Here is a 20,231-nt window from a genome sequence, read left to right on the forward strand (position 1 = left end):
GCTGCAGGGGACACCGATCAGAACAGCGCCAGCAGCAGCGCACCGCTGGCAATCAGCGCAACGCCGAGCCAGTTGACCATTCCAAGCTTTTCACCGAGGAAGACGACGCCGAAGATGGCGACCAGTACGATCGACAGCTTGTCGATAGGCGCGACGCGGGCTGCATCGCCGAGCTTCAGGGCCCGGAAATAAGCGATCCACGAGCCGCCGGTAGCAAGGCCGGACAGGCCGAGGAACAGCCAGGTCTTGGCAGAAATTGTCGACGGCGCCTGCCATTGGCCGGTGGCAGTAACGATGGCGGCGAGGATGACGATGATCACCATGGTGCGGATCAGCGTCGCGAGGTCCGAATTGACGCCGGAGATGCCGATCTTGGCGAAGATCGCGGTCAGCGCCGCGAAGGCGGCCGATAGGATCGCCCAGAAAACCCAGCTCTGCGTCATCAATATTCCACTCCGGCCTGCCCCTTGATACCGGAGCGGAACGGATGCTTGATCAGCTCCATCTCGGTCACCAGGTCGGCGATCTCGAACAACTCTTCCTTGGCATTGCGGCCCGTCAGCACGACATGCGTCATATAGGGCTTTTCCGTTTTCAGAAACTCGATGACCTCTGCCAGATCGAGATAATCGTAGCGCAGCGCAATGTTGATCTCGTCGAGCAGCACCATCGAGTTGCGCTCGTCGCGGATAAGCTCCTTGGCCTTCTCCCACGCAGCTCCAGCCGCCGCTACGTCGCGGGCGCGGTCCTGCGTCTCCCAGGTAAACCCCTCGCCCATGGTGTGGAAGGCGCATATATCCGAGAAATGCTTCTCGATCAGGTCCCGCTCGCCCGTCCACATCGCGCCCTTGATGAACTGCACGACGGCGGAGCGCTTGCCGTGGGCAATATGCCGAAAGATCATCCCGAAAGCGGCCGAGGACTTGCCCTTGCCCTTGCCGGTGTGGACGATGATCAGCCCCTTGTCGCCGCTCTTCGTCGCCATGATCTTGTCACGCGCCGCCTTCTTCTTCGCCATCTTCTCGGCGTGGCGGCTATCGTCGGGCTTTTGCTCCGGCGCGGTCACGCCGTCGGTTGTGTCTTCGCTCATGGCTGTCGTCCTGAAATCTCGGGCTTCTGTGCCAGCGGGCCGCCCGGCCGGAAATGGAAACCGATTTGCGGCTCGCTAATTGTTTTCGGCGTCTGCAGAAAACTGGTCCTACTCTCTACAACGACTATCATGCCAGCGCCTCTTCGCCTGTTTCCATCAGCGCGAACCGCGCCGAGTTGCTGCGCGGTGTCCACAGCTGGCGATCAATCGCCTCCAGAAGCCGCTCCTTCATGTCAGCGAAGGCAGCGGGGTTCTTCTCCGTCATGAAATCGGCGACGCGGGCGTCTGTTACGAAGGCCTGGTAGACCGCCTCGAAGTGGTGATCGCGGACGGCGCCTGTCGTTGCCGAAAAGGCGAACAGGAAATCAACGGTCGCAGCGATCTCGGCAGCCCCCTTGTAACCGTGGCGCATGACGCCGGAGATCCATTTCGGATTGACGACGCGGCCGCGCACCACCCGGCCGATCTCTTCCTCAAGCGAGCGGATCACCGGCTTTTCGGGCCGCGAATGGTCGTTGTGATAGATAGGCGGCCGGGCGCCGCCCAGTTGCTCGGCCGCGGCCGCCATGCCGCCCTCGAACTGGTAGTAATCGTCGCTGTCGAGCAGGTCATGCTCGCGGTTGTCCTGGTTCTGCACGACGGCCTGAATCGATGCCAGCCGCTCTTCGAAGACACCGCGCTCGGCTTTGCCATCTTCACCGGCGCCATAGGCGTAGCTGCCCCAGACCAGATAGGCCTCGGCGAGATCGGCGCGCTTCTCCCAGCCCTTTTCGTCGATCAGCGCCTGCAGGCCAGCACCGTAGGCGCCCGGCTTGGAGCCGAAGACACGATAGCCGGCCCGTTTTGCTGCTGCAGCCGCATCCAGCCCCTCGGCCATCAGGCGTGCGGTTTCTCCCTGCATGCGGGCTGCGATTGCATTGTCCTCAGGGTCTTCATCCAGCGCGCCGACAGCCCGGACGGCCTTGTCGAACAGCGCGATCTGCTCGGGAAAGGCATCCCTGAAGAAGCCGGAAATCCGCAGCGTCACATCCACCCTAGGACGACCAAGCATGGCCGGCGGTATGATCTCGTAGCCGGTGACCCGCCGAGACGCCATATCCCACAGGGGCTTGACGCCAATCAGCGCCATCGCCTGGGCAATATCGTCGCCGCCGGTGCGCATATTCGACGTGCCCCAGGCCGTCAGGCCGATCGAGACCGGCCATTCCCCGTGATCCTGGACATAGCGCCGGACCAGCAGTTCGGCCGAGGCCTTGCCAAGCTGATAGGCCGCAGGCGTCGGCACCGCGCGGCTGTCGACGGAATAAAAATTGCGGCCCGTCGGCAGCACGTCCGGCCGGCCGCGCGTCGGCGCGCCCGACGGTCCCGGAGGCACGAAGCGGCCGTCGAGACCGGCCAGCAGCCCGTCGATCTCGGCCGGTCCACAGGCCTGGATCGAGGGTTTCAGGCGGGACTCAATTTCGGCAAGCACGGCCTGCGTCTGCGACCAATCCGGCGGGCAGAGGCTGGTGCCATCGACCAACCGGGTGGCCAGCAATTCGATGCGCTCCACGGTATCGCCGTTGGTGCGCCATGGGTCGCCGGATACATCGACGAGGATTTTCGGGCGCTGGCCTGCCCAGGCATCGGCCATCCCGCAGTCCAGCGGGTCGAAGGTTTTGGGTTGCGGAGGTTTACCCCCCTCTGTCCTGTCGGACATCTCCCCCACAAGGGGGGAGATCGATGGGGCGGCGGCAATCTCCACACTGAAGTCCGCTTTTGCAGCAAGCTCCGCAGGTGCATTTTTGTGACCACGGCGCGGCATACCAATCTCCCCCCTTGTAGGGGAGATGTCAGCAGACCCGACAGAGGGGGGTGGAGCGTCACACACAAACGCCGCCAGCCCCGCATCCGCAGCAATCGCCCGCTGCAGGCTCTGGTCGCCGCCCTCGCCCAAACCGCGCGGCACACGGGCCAGCGCTACCGTCAGGTCAGTCAGCAGCCGTCCCTGCGGCGACACGCCGAAGACGTGCAGCCCGTCGCGGATCTGCATTTCCTTCAGGTCGCAGAGATAGGCATCGAGCTTCTGCAGCGCACTCTCCTCGCTCTCGCCCTTGGCAATGCCGGCATCCTGGTCGAGGCCGATATCGGTGACGAGATCGAGGATCTGCTTGCGCAGCAGCAGGATGCGGCGCGGATCGACGCCGGAGGCTTCGTAATATTCGTCTACCAGCGCTTCGAGGTCCTTCAGGGGACCGTAGCTTTCGGCGCGCGTCAGCGGCGGCGTCAGGTGGTCGATGATCACGGCACTGGTGCGGCGCTTGGCCTGCGTGCCCTCGCCGGGATCGTTGACGATGAACGGATAGAGATGCGGCATCGGCCCTAGGATGGCTTCGGGATAGCAGGTCTCCGACAGCGCCAGCGCCTTGCCCGGCAACCATTCGAGATTGCCGTGCTTGCCCATGTGGATGACGGCATGGGCACCGAATTCCTGGCGCAGGAAGGCATAGAAGGCGAGATAGCCATGCGGCGGCACGAGATCCGGCGAGTGGTAGCTCTCCTTCGGATCGATGTTGTAGCCGCGTGCCGGCTGGATGCCGACCAGCATTTCGCCGAAGCGGGCAAAGGACAGGGCGAATGCGCCATCGACGACATAGGTGTCGCCCTCGGGCCCACCCCAGCGCGCCGTCACCTCATCCTGAATCTGAACCGGAAGAGACGCAAAGAAGGTCTTGTAACGACTCATCGAAAGCGTTTCGCGGATCACCTTCCCGTCGCGGCCGGAGTTGGTCGGCCCCTGCATGAGATGGGTGATCAGCGCGTCGCCATCGGCCGGGATATCGGCCACCGGATAACCGTTCGCCGCCATCGCCCGCATGACTTCCACCGTGCCGGCCGGCGTGTCCAGCCCGACACCGTTGCCGAGCCTGCCGTCGCGGTTCGGATAGTTGGCCATCACCAGCGCCACGCGGCGCTCACCCGGCGGCGTCCGGCGCAGCCGCGCCCAGTTGGCAGCGAGTGATGCAGTATAGCGCATGCGGTTGATCGACGGCTCGCTGCCGACGATATTGGCCTCCACCCGCTCGTCGTAACGGGCTGCCGCCTTGAACGATACGGCGCGCGACAGCACGCGGCCATCGACCTCGGGCAGCGCCACGTTCATGCCGAGATCGCGCGCCGAAAGACCCTGCGCCGAGGCGGTCCAGGCCTCCTTGGAAGACGCGGAGAAGATCGCCTGCAGCACGACGGCGTCGCTCGCCTCCAGCACCGTCGGCTTGCGGTCTGCGCCGGGGGCGGAGATCGCAAAGCCCGTGGTGTTGATGACCACATCCGGCAACGCGGCGCCAAAAATGTCGGCGATGATGGACTTGGATGCCGGGTCCTTGAGACTATAGGCGAACACCGGCAGCGGCCGCACACCGGCCTCCACCAGCGCCGATATCATTGCCTCGACCGGCCGCGTCTCGCCGCTCTGAACGAGAGCCCTGTAAAAGCTGATTGCGACAATAGGCCGTTGCTCCCGGTTATTCTCCTCCCTTGTGGGGGAGATGTCGGCCCGGCCGACAGAGGGGGGTAACGTCGCAACCTCAGAGGCCACCTCCCACGCATCAACATCGACAACACCCTGCCCCGGCCACCAGATGCCGGCCTTGGCAAGCGGGCTCGCCGGCTGCGGCTTTTCGGCTCCGGACAGCATCGCCGACGCATAGGCCAGAAACGCCCGCGCGTTATCGTCGCCACCCTCGATCAGATAGGACCACAGCGCATTGAGATCGTCGAGCGCGATGTTGGAGAACGGCATGACGCCCGGATCCGGCTTGGAATCGCCCGGTATGACCGCGATCTTAGCCCCCTGCCGTGTCGCCACTGCATGCAGCGCTTCCAGGGCATATTGAAAATAGCTCGCGCCACCGAGCGCCCGGACGATGATCATCTTCGCATGTCGCGCCGTCCGCTCGACATAGGTGTCGACCGACATCGGATGTTTCATGCTGAGCAGGCTTGCCAGACGCAGCGAACGGGTGCCGTCATTGTGGGCATAAGCCGCAGCGATAGCGGCAAGCTCGGTATCGGCTGCCGACAGGAACAGGATATCGCCCGGCGACTGACCGAGGTCGATCGCCTCGTCGCCATCGGATATCGAGCCCTTCTGGGCTAGGAGAAGATGCATGCGGCACCTCCCCGATGGGCGGGTTCGAGCACGGGGCGGCGCCCCCCTCTGTCCTGTCGGACGTCTCCCCCACAAGGGGGGAGATCGGTTGCGGGAGCCTCCATGCTCAAACGAAATTCAACGCCTGTAAAACGCTCAGTTGGACAGGAAAAGATCAGCCGCAGCTTCCCGATCTCCCCCCTTGTGGGGGAGATGTCACGCAGTGACAGAGAGGGGTAAGCCGCGGCAAATACCATCAAACAAGCGCCTCGATCGCACTGCGTACCGCCGCCTGGTCCATATCGTGCAGCCCGATCACCACCAGACGCGTCGCGCGGACTTCGCCCGGCGTCCAGGCGCGGTCAAAATAATGGTCGACACGGCTGCCAACGGCCTGCAGCTGCAGTCGCATCGGCTTGCCCGGCACATCGACGAAACCCTTGAGACGCAGTACGTCGTGATGGCCGATGACTGTCTTCAGCCGCTCGATAAACGTGACCGGCTCGGCGATGGGCCCGAGGTCGACAACGAAACTGTCGAACTCGTCATGGTCGTGCGGCGTACCGTCGGCATGCTCGATCTCATGGTGGGACAGCCGGTTGCCGACATCGGCCTCCGTGCCGATGCCGAGCCCCAGCAGCACGGCTGCCGAAACCTCGCCGTTGCGGGCCTCGATCATCGGGGGCTTGCGCTCGGTGCGCGACAGGACTTCGGCCCGAACGGCTGCAATGCCGGCGGCGTCCAGCAGGTCGGTCTTGTTGAGCACGATGAGGTCGGCGCAGGTCAACTGGTCCTCGAACAGTTCCTCGATCGGGTTGTCATGGTCGAGCGAGGCATCTTCCGCCCGCGCCGCATTGACGGCGTCGTGGTCGTCGGCAAACCGGCCGGCAGCGACGGCAACGCTGTCGACAACGGTGATCACGCCATCGACCGTCACGTGCGTGCGGATATCCGGCCAGTTGAATGCTGCCACCAGCGGCTGCGGCAACGCCAGGCCGGATGTCTCGATGACGATGTGGTCGGGCCGCGGGTTGCGGGCAAGCAACTGGGTCATCGTCGGGATGAAGTCATCGGCGACCGTGCAGCAGATGCAGCCGTTGGTGAGCTCGATGATATCGTCGGCAGAGCAGTTCTCAGCGCCGCAATCCTTCAGCACGTCGCCGTCGACGCCGAGATCGCCGAACTCGTTGATGATGAGGGCGATGCGCTTGCCGCCGGCATTCTGCAGCAGGTTGCGGATCATCGTCGTCTTGCCAGCCCCGAGGAAGCCGGTGATGACGGTGGCGGGAATTTTCTGTTGCAATGGATCAGCCTTTCATTTTCAGCGGCAGTCCGGCGGCGACGAAATAGACGTCGGTGGCCTCAGCCGCGATCATTTGGTGGAGACGGCCGGCATGGTCGCGAAAATCCCGCGCCATGCGGTTTTCCGGCACGATGCCGAGACCGACCTCGTTGGAGACGAACACCAGGCGCGCCTTTGCGCCCGGCAGGAATTTGCAGAGTGAGGCGAAGGCAGCAGCCATGTCGCGCTCTTCCATCATCAGGTTGGTGACCCACAGCGTCAGGCAATCGACAAGAACAGCGCGGCCGGGCGCGTCGATGGCACCGAGTGTGCCGACAAGATCGAGCGGCTCCTCATGCGTCGTCCAGCCCTCGCCGCGATCGACGCGGTGTTGGCGGATGCGCTCCGCCATCTCGGCATCCCAGGCTCGACCGGTGGCGACGTAATGGCGGTCGAGGCCGGAGCCGGTAACGAGCGCCTCGGCAAAAGACGACTTGCCGGAGCGCGCGCCGCCAAGCACGAGGGCCGTTCCGAATGTTGGGGATGACATCAGGTCGTTCCGATCCTCACGCGGTTCTGCGCGAAGCTGCAAGCGTGCAACAGTTCGGATCAGGCAAGCGCGCCGCAATGACGCGCAAAAGCAAACGTTCAGCCATGACAACCTCCGTGCTGGCAGCGGGACGACGTCCCAAAGGGTGGGCTTTTCGCCCGGCACGGATGGCAGGTCTCCTGGCTCACGGTTGCAATCTCCGGTCGGAACGACGGATATCGTTCCGACCGGAGATCACGGGTCTTTCTCGCCTTCCCGGCAGGTCATCATGAAAAGGCGGACGATTCGTAGATGAAGAGGCGTCCCACCCCGGTAAATCATGATGCCACGCCAGTGGCTTTTCCGATGCCTTCGACTTAAGGCCCGCCTGCACCATTGCAGAACATCACCCGTCGTCCCGGAACACCGGACGAAAGACCCTGACCGTTCTACAGTCGCGGGGTCGGCTGCGATAGGAGCGCCCTGTATGGGTCCGCCCGGTCACATTCCCTTTTGATCCCATACCGTTTTCACGGCGCGGGAACCTTCCGTTATGCGTTCAGGATTAGGCCTTCGCCTTATGCAAGTCAACTGATCGACGAATTCGGTTTCTGCCATATATGTGTTGAAACGGCGCTGAAATCATTCCCGGCGGCGGTCTTTTTGTCGCAATTGCCAGTGTAAAGACGTCCTGCTTTAAACAACCGCCTCTCTTTCATGCGTAACGCCATGCTTCAACGATTCCATGCGCCCCGCTTTCGCACCCTCCGGTCGCTTTTCGAAGCCGGGCGGATGCGCGCGATCCTGCGACAGAGCGAAGTCGGCCTCGTCATTGCCGGCGCATTGGTCGGCGTGACGTCCGGGCTGGCGGTGACGGCCATGAGCCTGATCTCTCGCCAGATGCACATGCTGATCTACGGTATCGGCGATGACGGCAGGCTGAGCAGCGCGGTGATCGACAACAAGCTGTTGTTGCTGCTGGCGCCGATTGCCGGCGGCGTGCTGCTGGGGCTGATGCTGTTCATCCTCTCCAAGACCCGCAAAAAGCCGATGATCGACCCGATCGAGGCCAACGCGCTTCACGGCGGCCGGCTGTCGCTGACCGACAGCATTCTGGTCTCCATTCAGAACCTCATATCCAACGGTTTCGGCGCATCCGTCGGGCTGGAGGCCGGCTACACGCAGATCGCCGCCGGCATCGCCTCGAAACTCGGACTGAAACTGCAGCTGCGCCGGGGCGACCTTCGCACTCTTGTCGGCTGCGGTGCGGCCGGTGCCATCGCCGCAGCCTTCAGCGCCCCCCTCACCGGCGCCTTCTATGCCTTTGAGCTGATCATCGGCAGCTACACCATTGTCACCCTGACCCCGGTCGTCGTTTCCGCCCTCGTCGCAACGCTGGTCGCACGCCTGCTCGCCGGCAGCGACGTGATGATCGATATCGGCGATTTCGGCAGCGTCGTGCCGGCCGACTACATTCCGGCCCTGCTTCTCGGCGCAGTCTGCGCCGGTTGCGGCATCCTGCTCATGCAGGGCGTCTCCTTCATCGAGGAGCTGGCCCGCAAGAGCGCCATCCCCCAGTATGTCCGCCCGGCACTCGGTGGCATCGTCGTCGGCATGCTCGCCCTGATCTCGCCGCAGGTGCTGTCGGCCGGCCACGGAGCGCTGCATCTCAATCTCGGCCGGGATATCGCCATCCCGGCCTTGATCGGCATCCTGCTGCTGAAGTCGCTGGCCTCGGCGGTTTCGATAGGCTCCGGCTTCCGTGGCGGCCTGTTCTTCGCCTCGCTGTTCATGGGCGCCCTGCTCGGCAAGATCTTCGCCTACTCCGCGCCCTACTTCGATCACGCGACGCTGACGCCGGTCATCTATGCCGTGGTCGGCATGAGTTCGCTGGCCGTGGCAGTCATCGGCGGCCCGCTGACGATGACCTTCCTGGCGCTGGAAATAACGGGCGACTTTCCGATCACCGCGCTGGTGCTTGCCGCCGTCATAACCTCGTCGCTCGTCGTTCGCACCACCTTCGGCTACTCCTTTGCCACCTGGCGCTTTCACCTCCGCGGCGAGAGCATCCGCAGCGCCCACGATGTCGGCTGGATCCGCAACCTGACGGTCGCCCGTATGATGCGCCCCGATGTGCGCAGCGCCAACGTCAACATCAGCATCGCCGACTTCCGCCATGATTTCCCGATCGGCTCGACCCAGCGGGTCGTGCTGCTGGACGATGCGGAGAAATATGCCGGCATGGTGCTGGTGCCGGAAATATACGCCAGCCCCGTCGACCAGGACGATGGCGATCGCGGCCTTGGCGATTTCATCCGCTACAAGAACGACTTCCTGCAGCCGCAGATGAATGCAAAGCAGGCGGCCGCGATCTTCGACAAGACCGAAAGCGAAGCACTGGCTGTGGTCAACAATCTGATCGAGCGAAAGGTCATCGGCCAGCTGTCGGAAAGCCATACCCTGCGGCGCTATTCGGAAGAGCTCGACCGGCGCCGGCGAGAGGAGTCAGGCGAACTCTGAGCCCGCAATCAATTTCAGTATTGACGCGTACGCACCACGCTCTAACTCAGATGCACCATAACGTCCGGTACCGTGCCAAGTGGCGCCGCCGGCACAAGCACTGAAAGCAAACATGGCAACCTCCTCCACGCCCGTCTGGTTCATCACCGGCTGCTCGACCGGCTTCGGCCGCGAACTCGCGACATTGGTACTCGAACGCGGCTGGCGCGCCGTCGTCACCGCCCGTGGCAAGGAGCGTGTCGCCGATCTCGTCACGGGTCACGAAGACAGTGCCCTAGCGCTGGACCTCGACGTCACCGACAAGGAGCAGATCGCTGCCGCCGTAAGGGCCGCCGAAGAACGCTTCGGCCAGATCGACGTGCTGGTCAACAATGCCGGTTACGGCTACCAGGCATCGATCGAAGAGGGCGACGACGACGCCATCCGCGCCCAGTTCGATGCCAACGTCTTCGGCCTCTTCGCCATGACCCGGGCCGTATTGCCGGGCATGCGCAAGCGCCGCCGGGGCCATATCATCAACATCACCTCGGTTGCCGGTCTCGTCGGCTTTCCCGGCTCCGGCTACTATGCAGCCAGCAAGCACGCCGTCGAGGGCATGTCGGACGCGCTTGCCGTCGAAGGCCGGCCGCTCGGCATTAAGGTTACCTGCATCGAACCCGGCCCGTTCCGCACAGATTGGGCCGGCCGGTCCTTACAGCAGACGGTCTCCGGCATGGCCGACTACGAAGAGACCGTCGGCGCACGGATGGCCTCGACAGCAGCCATCAGCGGCAAGCAGAAGGGCGATCCGATCCGCGCTGCAAAGGCGATGATGATGGTAACGGAACTGGAGCACCCGCCGCGCCACCTGGTGCTCGGCGCTTTCGGCGTCGATGCCGTATCGAAAAAGCTCTCGGACAGTCTGGCCGAAGTCGAACAGTGGCGCGACACCTCCATCGGTGCCGATTTCCCAGAGTCCGAACAATAAGTTCACAGCTATGGCGGCGTTCCTCTTACCGCTCGCGAAAAGCCGGTCGTCCACCGCGACGACCGGACACCACCTTACTGCGCCGTCGCGGATAGGCGGTGGCGAAAAACAGGGACGGCATGGATGACTGACAACAGGTCCGCTGCAACAGACATCGGCAAGCATGAGCCGCCGCCCCTGAACGAAGGCCACCTGACCGCCATCCCACGGCCAGTGGCCGACCATGGAACCATCGGCAATCTGCGCACCACCGCTCTGGTCGCCCGAGACGGTGCCATCGACTTCCTGTGCTGGCCGAACTTCGACAGCCCCAGCGTCTTCCTGGCTTTGCTCGATCCGGAAAAGGGCGGCGCCTTCGAACTCTCGCCGGATATCGCCGGCGCGCGCACCATCCAGATGTACGTCCCCGAAACCAACGTCCTGATGACGCGCTGGCTCGGGCATGCCGGCAGCGCCGAAATTACCGACCTGATGCCGAGCCCGACTACGACCGGCGAGAGCGTCTGCCGGATCGTGCGCCGCGTCGCCGTCACGCGCGGCACAGTCACCATCCGGCTGAAATGCTGGCCACGCTTCGACTACGCTCGCACCATCCCGGACGTTACCGTCGATGAACACGGTGCCGTATTCAGCGGACCCGACGGCTTGCGCTTGCGCCTGACCGCACCGGTGGCACTGACGCCGATGAACGGAGGAGTGACGGCGGAATTGACGCTCAAGGTCGGAGAGCAGGCGGATTTCACCTTCGGAGACGACGACGGCGTGCTCATGCAGACCGAGGAGGTGTCATGCGTCATCCTCGAGACAAAAAACTACTGGCAGAAATGGGCTGCCCGGTCGACCTATCACGGTCGCTGGCGGGATGCCGTGACCCGCTCGGCGCTGGCCCTTAAACTGATGACCTCGCTCAGCCACGGCTCGATGGTCGCTGCCGCCACCTTCGGCCTGCCGGAGGCGCCCGGCGGCGAACGTAACTGGGACTATCGCGCCACGTGGATCAGGGATGCATCGTTCACGGTCTATGCGCTGATGCGGCTCGGCTACCAGGAGGAGGCAATGGCCTTCAGCCGATGGACCGGCGCGCGCACCCAGCAAGACTGGGACGGCCAGCTTCTGATCATGTACCGGATCGACGGCAGTTCCGATCTGGAGGAAGTCGAGCTGGACCATCTGGCAGGCTACGGCGGCGCACGCCCCGTGCGTGTCGGCAACAAGGCTGCCGAGCAAATCCAGCTCGACATCTACGGCGAGCTGATGGACTCTATCTACATCAGCAACAAATACGGAGAGGCTATCTCCGGTCGGGGCTGGCGCGGCGTTCAGCGCTTTGTCAATTACGTTTGCGACAACTGGCAGCTACCGGATGCCGGCATTTGGGAGGTGCGCAACGAACCGTCCGAGCATCTGCACTCCCGGCTGATGTGCTGGGTAGCCGTCGACCGCGCGATCCGGCTGGCTGAAAAGCGCTCGCTGTCCGCCCCCTTCGAAAAATGGGTGACGACGCGCAACGAGATCAGCGAAGATATCTGGGCGAACTTCTGGAACGACGAACTCGGCCATTTCGTGCAGGGCAAGGGTGCGACCAATGTCGATGGCGCACTGCTGCTGATGCCGTTGGTACGTTTCGTCAGCGCCACCGACCCGGCGTGGCTGGCGACGCTCGATGCCATCGGCGACCAGCTGGCCGACGACAGCCTGGTGAAGCGCTACAAGCAGGAAGATGGCCTCGACGGCCAGGAAGGTGCGTTTGCCGCCTGCTCCTTCTGGTATGTCGAATGCCTCGCCCGCGCTGGTTGCCTCGACGAGGCACGCATAAACTTCGAAAAGCTGCTGCTCTACGGCAACCACCTGCAGCTCTATCCGGAAGAGTTCGATGCGCGCGGCGAGTTCCTCGGTAATTTCCCGCAAGCCTTCACGCATCTCGCCCTCATCAGCGCTGCCTTCTATCTGGACAGGGCACTGGATGGCAAATTCGGTCAGTGGCGGGCATAGAAGGGCACGGCTTGTTAGCGTCACTGCTTCCCGAATAGTTTGATTTTTATCGGATAACGCGCCGAAGGTGTGTTGTCGTGTTTCATTTCAGGGCGGTTGCATCTCAGCGATTGACAATTTGCCGATATGTTTCAAGAGTGCGCCGCATCGGCTGACTGCTTGGGGGGTATGGGCTATGTCACGGCGCGCGATTATCGGACTGTCGGCTCTTTTGTTCGGCGCTTTCCTTTCTCTCGCGCCCGGACAGGCGGCGGACGCAAGTCGCCAGGTGGTGACCACCCCCGGCGGCGATTATTTCGGCTTCGACCTGCGCACCGTCCAGAACCAGACAATCGAGCAATGCGAGGCGACCTGTATCGCCGATCGCTCCTGCCGCGCCTTCACCTACAATCCGAAGGTGAAATGGTGTTTCCTCAAATCCGACTTCAACCAGCTGAACGATTTTCCGGGCGCCATTGCCGGCAAGATCGTCGAAGTCACAGCCCAGCCCGATATCGGCGCCGCACCCGCTTTGCCCTTCATCAGCGACAAGCTGCGCGACGATGCGGCGAAGGCAAAAGCGAACCTCGCTCTGACCGATGACCAGAAGACGCAAGGCGTCCAGAGCCTGGTGGCGCTCGCCCATGTAGAGCAATCCGCAAAGAATCCGGCAGAAGCCGTAAAAGCCTTTCTTGGCGCCCTGTCCATTACGCCGGAAGATCCCGTCCTCTGGATCGAAACGGCGCGTACAGCAAACAGCATCAAGAACAATACCGAAATTGCCGGCCAGGCCGCCATTGCCGCGCTGAATGGCTACCAGCTGACACGCACCAAGGAGAGCCGCGCCGACGCCCTCGCAGTGCTCGCGGCGTCGCTGGCCAATTCGGACAACGCCCGCGCCGCTCTCAGCGCCTACAAGGCGAGCCTCGCGCTGGTCAATTCCAAGACTGTTGCCGCTGCCTATGCCGACCTCAAAAGCCGCAAGGGTTTCCGCATTCTCGCCAATACCATAGATAATGACAGCACGACCCCGCGCGCCTGCGTGCAGTTCTCGGAAAAGCTCATCAAGAGCGGCACGGACTACACACCCTTCGTCACCGTCGATGGCGCAACGCCGAACGCGATGGAAGCCAAGGACGACCAGATCTGCGTCGAGGGACTTGCCCATGGGCAGCGCTACAAGATCTCCTTTCGCGCCGGCCTGCCCTCCTCGGTCGATGAAACTCTCGAAAAGACCGCTGACGTCAGCATCTACGTCAAGGATCGCACCGCCTCGGTGCATTTCACCGGCGACAACTTCGTGCTGCCGCAAACCGTTCGCCACGGCATCCCGCTCGTCTCCGTCAACGCGACCACAGCAAATCTGAAACTTTACCGGATCGGCGACCGTGGCATCGCGCCGCTGCTCACCTCCTCGCAGTTCCTGACGCAACTGGATGGCTACAGCGCCCAGCGCCTGCAGGATGAATCCGGCGAACTGGTGTGGCAGGGCGCCATCGACATCAAGTCCGATCTCAACAAGGACGTCGTCACCAGCTTCCCGGTCGACCAGGCATTGCCGCAGCGCAAGCCCGGTATCTATGTTATGACCGCGACCGTGCAGAACGGCGGCGGCCAGGAATGGGATTCGCAGGCGACACAATGGTTCGTCGTCTCCGATATCGGCCTCTCCACCTATGCCGGCACCGATGGCCTCAGCGTCTTCACCCGCTCGCTTGACACTGCCAAGCCGCTCGCCGGCGTCGAGCTGCAGTTGCTCGCCAAGAACAATGAAATCCTCGGCACGGCCAAGACCGATGAAAACGGCCATGCCACCTTTACCGCAGGCCTGATGCGCGGAACGGCGGCCATGACGCCCGCCGTCATCACCGCCAAGGACGGCGACAAGGACTATGTGTTCCTCGACATGACGCGCGCCGGCTTCGACCTGTCGGATCGCGGTGTCACTGGCCGCAAGACACCCGGCGCCATTGACGTGCTCGCCTGGACAGAACGCGGCATCTACCGCGCCGGCGAGACGGTGCACGCCTCGGTGCTCGCCCGCGACAGCGCCTCGGCAGCTATCGAGAACCTGCCGCTGACCTTTATCTTCAACCGGCCGGATGGCGTCGAGGATCGCCGCGTCGTTAGCAATGGCGGCCTGCTCGGCGGCTACACGATCGACTTGCCCCTGCAGACAAACGCCATGCGCGGCACCTGGACGATGCAGGTGTTCACCGACCCGAAGGGCACGGCGATTGGCGAAAAGCAGTTTCTGGTCGATGATTTCGTGCCGGACCGGATAGAGTTCGATCTGAAGAGCGAGGCAAAGACCATCGACCTCGATGCGCCCGCCGCAGTGTCGGTGGACGGTCGCTACCTCTATGGCGCGCCTGCTGCCGGCCTCACCATCGAAGGTGACGTCGCGCTGAAGACGACGCGCGAAAGCGCCGATTTCCCTGGCTATCTGTTCGGGCTTGCCGACGAGCAGGCGAGCGAGGACACCAAGGTGCCTCTCGAAGGCCTGGAGCCGGTCGACGACCAGGGCCACGAGACCTTCGATGTCTCGCTCGCCACGCTGCCTTCCACCACACAGTTGTTGAATGCCAATATCACGCTGCGCATGCAGGAAGCCGGCGGCCGTGCCGTCGAGCGGTCGCTGACGCTACCGGTCAAGGCGCAGAGACCAATGATCGGCATCAAGCCGGAATTCGACGGTAATCTCAGCGAGAATGCCATCGGCAAGTTTCATGTCATCTCCATCGACCGGGATGCCAAAAAGCAGGCGATGTCCGGTTTGAACTGGAAACTGCTAAGTATCGAGCAGAACTACCAGTGGTACCGCGACGGCTCCGGATGGAAGTATGAGCCGGTGAATTCGACCAAGCTGGTCGCCAACGGCACGATTGATGCGACAGCCGAAAACGGCGCCGAAATCGCAGTTCCCGTCGCTTTCGGGCGCTATCGTCTAGAGATCGAAACCGCAGCCGTCGATGGCCCGGCCTCCAGCGTCGAGTTCGACGCCGGCTGGTACGTCGCGGCATCCTCGACCGAGACGCCGGACGCCCTCGAAGTCGGCCTCGACAAGGAAAGCTATGCTGTCGGTGACACCGCCAAGCTGAAGATTTCCCCACGCTTTGCCGGCGAAGTGCTCGTCACCATCGGCACCGAAAACCTTGTCTCGACCCAGACGGCGAGCATTGCGGCCGGCGGTGGCGAGATCGACATTCCGGTGACCGAGGCTTTTGGCGCCGGCGCCTACGTCACCTCCACCCTCTTCCGTCCGGGCGATGCGCAGGACAGCCACATGCCGATGCGAGCCATCGGCGTGAAATGGCTGAAGGTCGATCCCGCCCAGCGAAAACTGTCCGTCAAGCTGACGCCGCCACAAAAGACCCTGCCACGCCAGCCTCTGGTCATCCCGGTGGAAGTCGCCGGTGCCGGTATAGGCGAAGAAGCCTATGTGACCGTGGCAGCCGTCGATGTCGGCATTCTCAACCTGACGCGCTACGAAGTGCCGGATCCCGATGGCTGGTACTTCGGCCAGCGTCGGCTCGGGCTTGAAATCCGCGACCTCTACGGCCGGCTGATCGACGGCTCGCTCGGCGCCATGGGCACCATTCGCACTGGTGGCGATGGCGCGGCGGTGGCACTACAGGGCAGTCCCCCGACCGAAAAGCTGGTCGCCTTCTTCTCCGGCCCGGTCAAGCTCGATGCGTCGGGCAAAGCCAACATCACATTCGACATTCCGCAGTTCAACGGCACCGCCCGCATCATGGCCGTTGCCTGGTCGAAGCACGGCGTCGGCCATGCCAGCACCGACGTCGTCATCCGCGACCCCGTCGTCGTCACCGCCAGCCTGCCGAAATTCCTCGCCCCCGGCGACGCCAGCCGCCTGCGGCTCGACATCGCCAACACCGATGCGCCGGAAGGCAATTACCAGGTACAGGTCACCAGCAACCCGGCCGTCAGCATCGCCATGAAGGATGCGTCGCAGACCGTAAAGCTGGCCGCAGGTGGCAAGGTCGCCCTGACCCTGCCGCTGACCGGCGCACAGCCGGGAGCCGGTGTCGTCTCGATCAAGTTGTCGGGCCCGAACGGCCTGTCGCTGGAGCAATCGCTCGACATTCCCGTCCGCCCATCGTCGCTCCCGGTCACCGAAGCCCGGCCGCTGACGATTGCGGCAGGCGCGAGCCTGACAGTCAACGGCGAGCTTCTGGCCGACAGCCTGCTGCAGGGCGCCTCCGTCAGCCTCAATGTCGCCCGGGCCCAGGGCTTCGATATCCCGGCGCTGCTGATGAGCCTCGACCGGTATCCCTATGGCTGCACCGAGCAACTGACGAGCCTTGCCATGCCGCTGCTCTATTTCAGTGAGCTCGCCAAGAAATCCGGCTTGCCGGACGATCCGGAGGTACGAAAGCGCGTGCAGGATGCCATCTACAAGGTGCTTGCCAACCAGTCGTCCACCGGAAGCTTTGGCCTCTGGAGCCCCGGTTCCGGCGATCTCTGGCTCGATGCCTACGTCACCGATTTCCTGACCCGTGCCCGCGAGCAGAAGTTCGACGTGCCTGATTCAGCCATGGTGCAGGCGCTCGACAACCTACAAAACGCGGTCGGCGTCGACGCCAACATCAAGGACAACGGTAACGAGATCTCCTATGCGGTCTACGTCCTCGCCCGCAATCGAAAGGCAGCGATCAGCGACCTGCGCTATTATGCCGATACCATGTTGTCGAGCTTCCCGACACCGCTCGCCAAGGCGCATATCGCCGCGGCCCTCGCTCTCTACGGCGATGCACAGCGCTCGCGCAACGTTTTCCTCGATGCCATGCAGACGGCAGAAAAGGATGCCGTGACCAGGGTCAGCTTCGTGCGCTCCGACTACGGTTCATCCTTGCGTGACGGTGCGGCCGTTCTGGCACTGGCGACGGAAGCCCGCCCGGTGCCGCCCATTGTCCCTGGCCTGACCAAGCTCGTCGCCACCGAATGGCAGAAGAAGGGAAACACCAGCACCCAGGAACAGACCTGGATGCTGCTCGCAGCCCGTGCCCTGCAGACCGGCGACGAAGACCTGAAGCTCAACATCGACGGCACGGCGCATACCGGCGCCTACAATACCCGGCTGACCGGGGACGAACTGCTTGCCCACCCGATCACCGTCACCAACCAGACGGCCCAGCCGATCTCCGCCACCGTCACCACGATAGCCGCACCAAAACAGCCGCTGACCGCCAGCAGCAACGGTTTCACCATCGAGCGCAGCTTCTACACCTTCGGTGGTGAGCAGGCGAATATCAGCGAGGTGAAGCAGAACGAGCGCTACGTCGTGGTGCTGAAAGTCAACGAAACCAACAGTTGGCCCTCGAAGATGATGATCACCGATCTGCTGCCGGCCGGCTTCGAGATCGATAATCCGGGGCTGGTCAACAGCGCCCAGCTGTCGAACTTCGATTTCCTGCAGGAGGTCAATCCGGCCCATGTCGAATTCCGCAGCGATCGCTTCGCTGCCGCCGTCGACCGTGCTGCTGACGAGAGCGGCGAGATCACGCTGGCCTATGTCGTGCGCGCCGTGACGCCGGGAACCTACGATATGCCGGGCGCCAATGTCGAGGACATGTACCGGCCGCAGTTCTTCGCCCGCACGGCGACGGGCCGCATGGAGGTCGAGGCAGCAAAATAATGCGGTTCTGGCGCACCCTCGGCATCGGCACATCGGCATCGCTGCTTCTGGCGCTGGCGGCTGGCCTCGGCCTCGAGGCAGCCGACAAGGCCTATCCGCCGCCGCTTGAAAAAGCCATGGTGACATCGGCCGAGGTGCTGGACAGCGATGGCCAGTTGCTACGGGCCTTCGCCACGCCGCAGGGCCGGTGGCGCCTGAAAACCACAGCTGCCGACGTCGATCCGCAGTTCGTCCGCATGTTGGTCGCCTATGAGGACCGGCGATTTTACGAGCATCACGGCGTCGACATCGTGGCCATGGGGCGGGCGGCCCTTCAGTTCGTCACCCACGGGCGCATCGTCTCCGGCGCCTCGACACTCTCGATGCAGGTGGCAAGACTTATCGAGCCGCGCCCCGAGCGAACCTTCGGGGCAAAACTGCTGCAGCTGGCCCGCGCCATCCAGATCGAGCGCCGGCTGAGCAAGACCGAGATCCTCGACCTATACCTCACCCACGCCCCCTATGGCGGCAACCTCGAAGGCATCCGCGCCGCAAGCCTCGCCTATTTCGGCAAGGAGCCCCGGCGATTGACAGTGGCCCAGTCGGCCTTGCTGGTGGCGCTGCCGCAACTGCCGGAAAAGCGCCGGCCGGACCGCCATCTGCAGGCGGCAGAGGCTGCACGAAAACGGGTGCTGACCCGCATGGCCGTGGCCGAGATCGTCGGCGACAGCGAGGCCGGGCGCGCCGAGTTCAGCCCCATCCCCGCCCGCCGGCTGCAACTTCCGGCCTATGCCGCACATCTCGCCGAGGCAGCCCTCAAAAAAGAACCGTCGGTGGGCCAGCACCACACGACCCTCAAGCGCAGCATCCAGCAAGGGTTGGAGGCCGTCGCCCGCGAATCTGCAGCCAGGCTCGATCCAAAAGTATCGCTGGCCATGGTCATGGCCGACAGCCGCACCGGCGAAATCGTCGGCGAGGTTGGGTCCGCCAACTACTTCGACGCCAGCCGCTCCGGCTGGATCGACATGACACGCATTAACCGATCGCCCGGCTCGACGCTGAAACCATTCATCTACGGGCTCGCCTTCGAGGAAGGCCTGCTCTCGCAGGAAACGATCATCGAGGACCGGCCCGCCGATTTCTTCGGCTACCGGCCAAAGAACTTCGACACCACCTACCAGGGCGACGTCACCGTCCGCCAGGCCCTCCAACTCTCCCTCAACGTCCCGGCCGTCCGCGTGCTCGATGCCGTCGGGCCATCCCGGCTGCTGGTCCGCTTCCGCCGCGCCAATGTGCGACCGGTACTGCCGGCGAATGAAACGCCCGGGCTCGCTATCGGCCTCGGCGGGCTCGGCATCACGCTGAAGGACCTCGTGCAGCTCTACGCCGGCCTCGCAAACCGCAGCAATCCGGTGAAACTCGGCGACGGCATCGTCGACAAGCCCGAAGTCGTGGACAGCCAGCCGCTGCTGGAGCCCGTCGCCGCCTGGAATGTCGCAGATGTGCTATCGGGCATCATCGCACCCGCCGGCAGCGCCCAGCACGGCATCGCCTACAAGACCGGCACCAGCTACGGCTACCGCGATGCCTGGTCGGTCGGCTATGATGGACGCTATGTGCTTGGCGTCTGGGTCGGCCGGCCCGACAATGGCGCAGTCCCCGGCCTCACCGGCTACGCCTCCGCAGCCCCCATCCTGTTCCAGGCCTTCGCAAAATCCGGCGTCGGCATCACGCCGCTGCCGTCAGCGCCGATCGGCGCGGTGCGCATCGCCCAGGCGCAGCTGCCGATCAGCCAGCGCCGCTTTTCAATGGACGCCAGCGGCCTGATGGCCGCTACCACCCGCGAACCCGCGCCGCAGATCGTCTATCCGCCGGAAGGCGCCCATGTCGAACTCGGCGAAACGGGCGACGGTCGGCTAATGCCGCTGGTCCTCAAGCTGCAGGGCGGCCGCGCGCCCTTCCGCTGGCTCGCCAACGGCAAGCCCCTCGCCACCATCGCCCGCAACCGCACCAGCCAATGGACCCCGGACGGCGACGGCTATTCCACACTCACAGTCATCGACGCCGCCGGCCGCGCCGCAACCGTGGGTGTGTTTCTTCAGTAA

Annotated in this window: 10 protein-coding genes and 1 riboswitch; of the genes, 5 read left to right on the plus strand and 5 right to left on the minus strand. The window is 63.7% G+C overall.

The annotated features are described in order from the left end of the window. Positions 1 to 17: 17 nt before the first annotated feature. The 5 genes from EQW76_RS03650 to cobU all read right to left on the minus strand — a co-directional run bounded on the left by EQW76_RS03650 (position 18) and on the right by cobU (position 7,051). Entirely contained in the window at positions 18 to 443 is a 426-nt protein-coding gene (locus tag EQW76_RS03650) for an EamA family transporter (protein WP_142823088.1), read from the minus strand. Continuing rightward, positions 443 to 1,090 carry a cob(I)yrinic acid a,c-diamide adenosyltransferase gene (gene cobO / locus EQW76_RS03655; RefSeq protein WP_142823089.1) on the minus strand — a complete coding sequence of 216 codons (648 nt, stop codon included), beginning with the start codon at positions 1,088 to 1,090 and terminating at the stop codon, positions 443 to 445. The genes EQW76_RS03650 and cobO overlap by 1 nt, the downstream gene beginning before the upstream one ends. 127 nt (positions 1,091 to 1,217) lie before the next feature. Beyond that, complete coding sequence (gene cobN / locus EQW76_RS03660) at positions 1,218 to 5,240, minus strand: cobaltochelatase subunit CobN (RefSeq protein ID WP_142823090.1); 4,023 nt, start codon at positions 5,238 to 5,240, stop codon at positions 1,218 to 1,220. A gap of 235 nt (positions 5,241 to 5,475) precedes the next feature. Further along, entirely contained in the window at positions 5,476 to 6,522 is a 1,047-nt protein-coding gene (cobW, locus tag EQW76_RS03665) for a cobalamin biosynthesis protein CobW (RefSeq protein WP_142823091.1), read from the minus strand. 4 nt (positions 6,523 to 6,526) lie between these two features. Beyond that, on the minus strand, positions 6,527 to 7,051 hold the full coding sequence (cobU, locus tag EQW76_RS03670) for a bifunctional adenosylcobinamide kinase/adenosylcobinamide-phosphate guanylyltransferase (protein ID WP_142823092.1): 525 nt from the start codon (positions 7,049 to 7,051) through the stop codon (positions 6,527 to 6,529). A gap of 151 nt (positions 7,052 to 7,202) precedes the next feature. Next, positions 7,203 to 7,594, minus strand: a riboswitch (cobalamin riboswitch). A 165-nt stretch (positions 7,595 to 7,759) separates the two neighbouring features. Here cobU and EQW76_RS03675 point away from each other — a divergent pair. From EQW76_RS03675 to pbpC, 5 genes are all read left to right on the plus strand, one after another. Next, positions 7,760 to 9,550, plus strand: a complete 1,791-nt coding sequence (locus EQW76_RS03675) for a chloride channel protein (protein ID WP_142823093.1) — start codon at positions 7,760 to 7,762, stop codon at positions 9,548 to 9,550. Positions 9,551 to 9,662: 112 nt separating this feature from the next. Next, positions 9,663 to 10,517: an oxidoreductase gene (locus tag EQW76_RS03680; RefSeq protein ID WP_142823094.1), complete on the plus strand. Its 855-nt coding sequence runs from the start codon at positions 9,663 to 9,665 to the stop codon at positions 10,515 to 10,517. A 123-nt stretch (positions 10,518 to 10,640) separates the two neighbouring features. Continuing rightward, a complete protein-coding gene (locus tag EQW76_RS03685; RefSeq protein ID WP_142823095.1) occupies positions 10,641 to 12,509 on the plus strand; it encodes a glycoside hydrolase family 15 protein in 1,869 nt (622 codons plus the stop codon). A gap of 175 nt (positions 12,510 to 12,684) precedes the next feature. After that, positions 12,685 to 18,147, plus strand: coding sequence for an alpha-2-macroglobulin family protein (locus tag EQW76_RS03690; protein ID WP_142823096.1), 5,463 nt, complete (start codon positions 12,685 to 12,687; stop codon positions 18,145 to 18,147). After that, positions 18,147 to 20,231 carry a penicillin-binding protein 1C gene (gene pbpC, locus EQW76_RS03695; protein WP_142823097.1) on the plus strand — a complete coding sequence of 695 codons (2,085 nt, stop codon included), beginning with the start codon at positions 18,147 to 18,149 and terminating at the stop codon, positions 20,229 to 20,231. Before EQW76_RS03690 ends, pbpC begins: the two co-directional genes overlap by 1 nt.

The organism is Rhizobium sp. rho-13.1 (genome assembly GCF_007000305.1).
In the GTDB taxonomy this organism is placed as follows: domain Bacteria; phylum Pseudomonadota; class Alphaproteobacteria; order Rhizobiales; family Rhizobiaceae; genus Rhizobium; species Rhizobium rhododendri.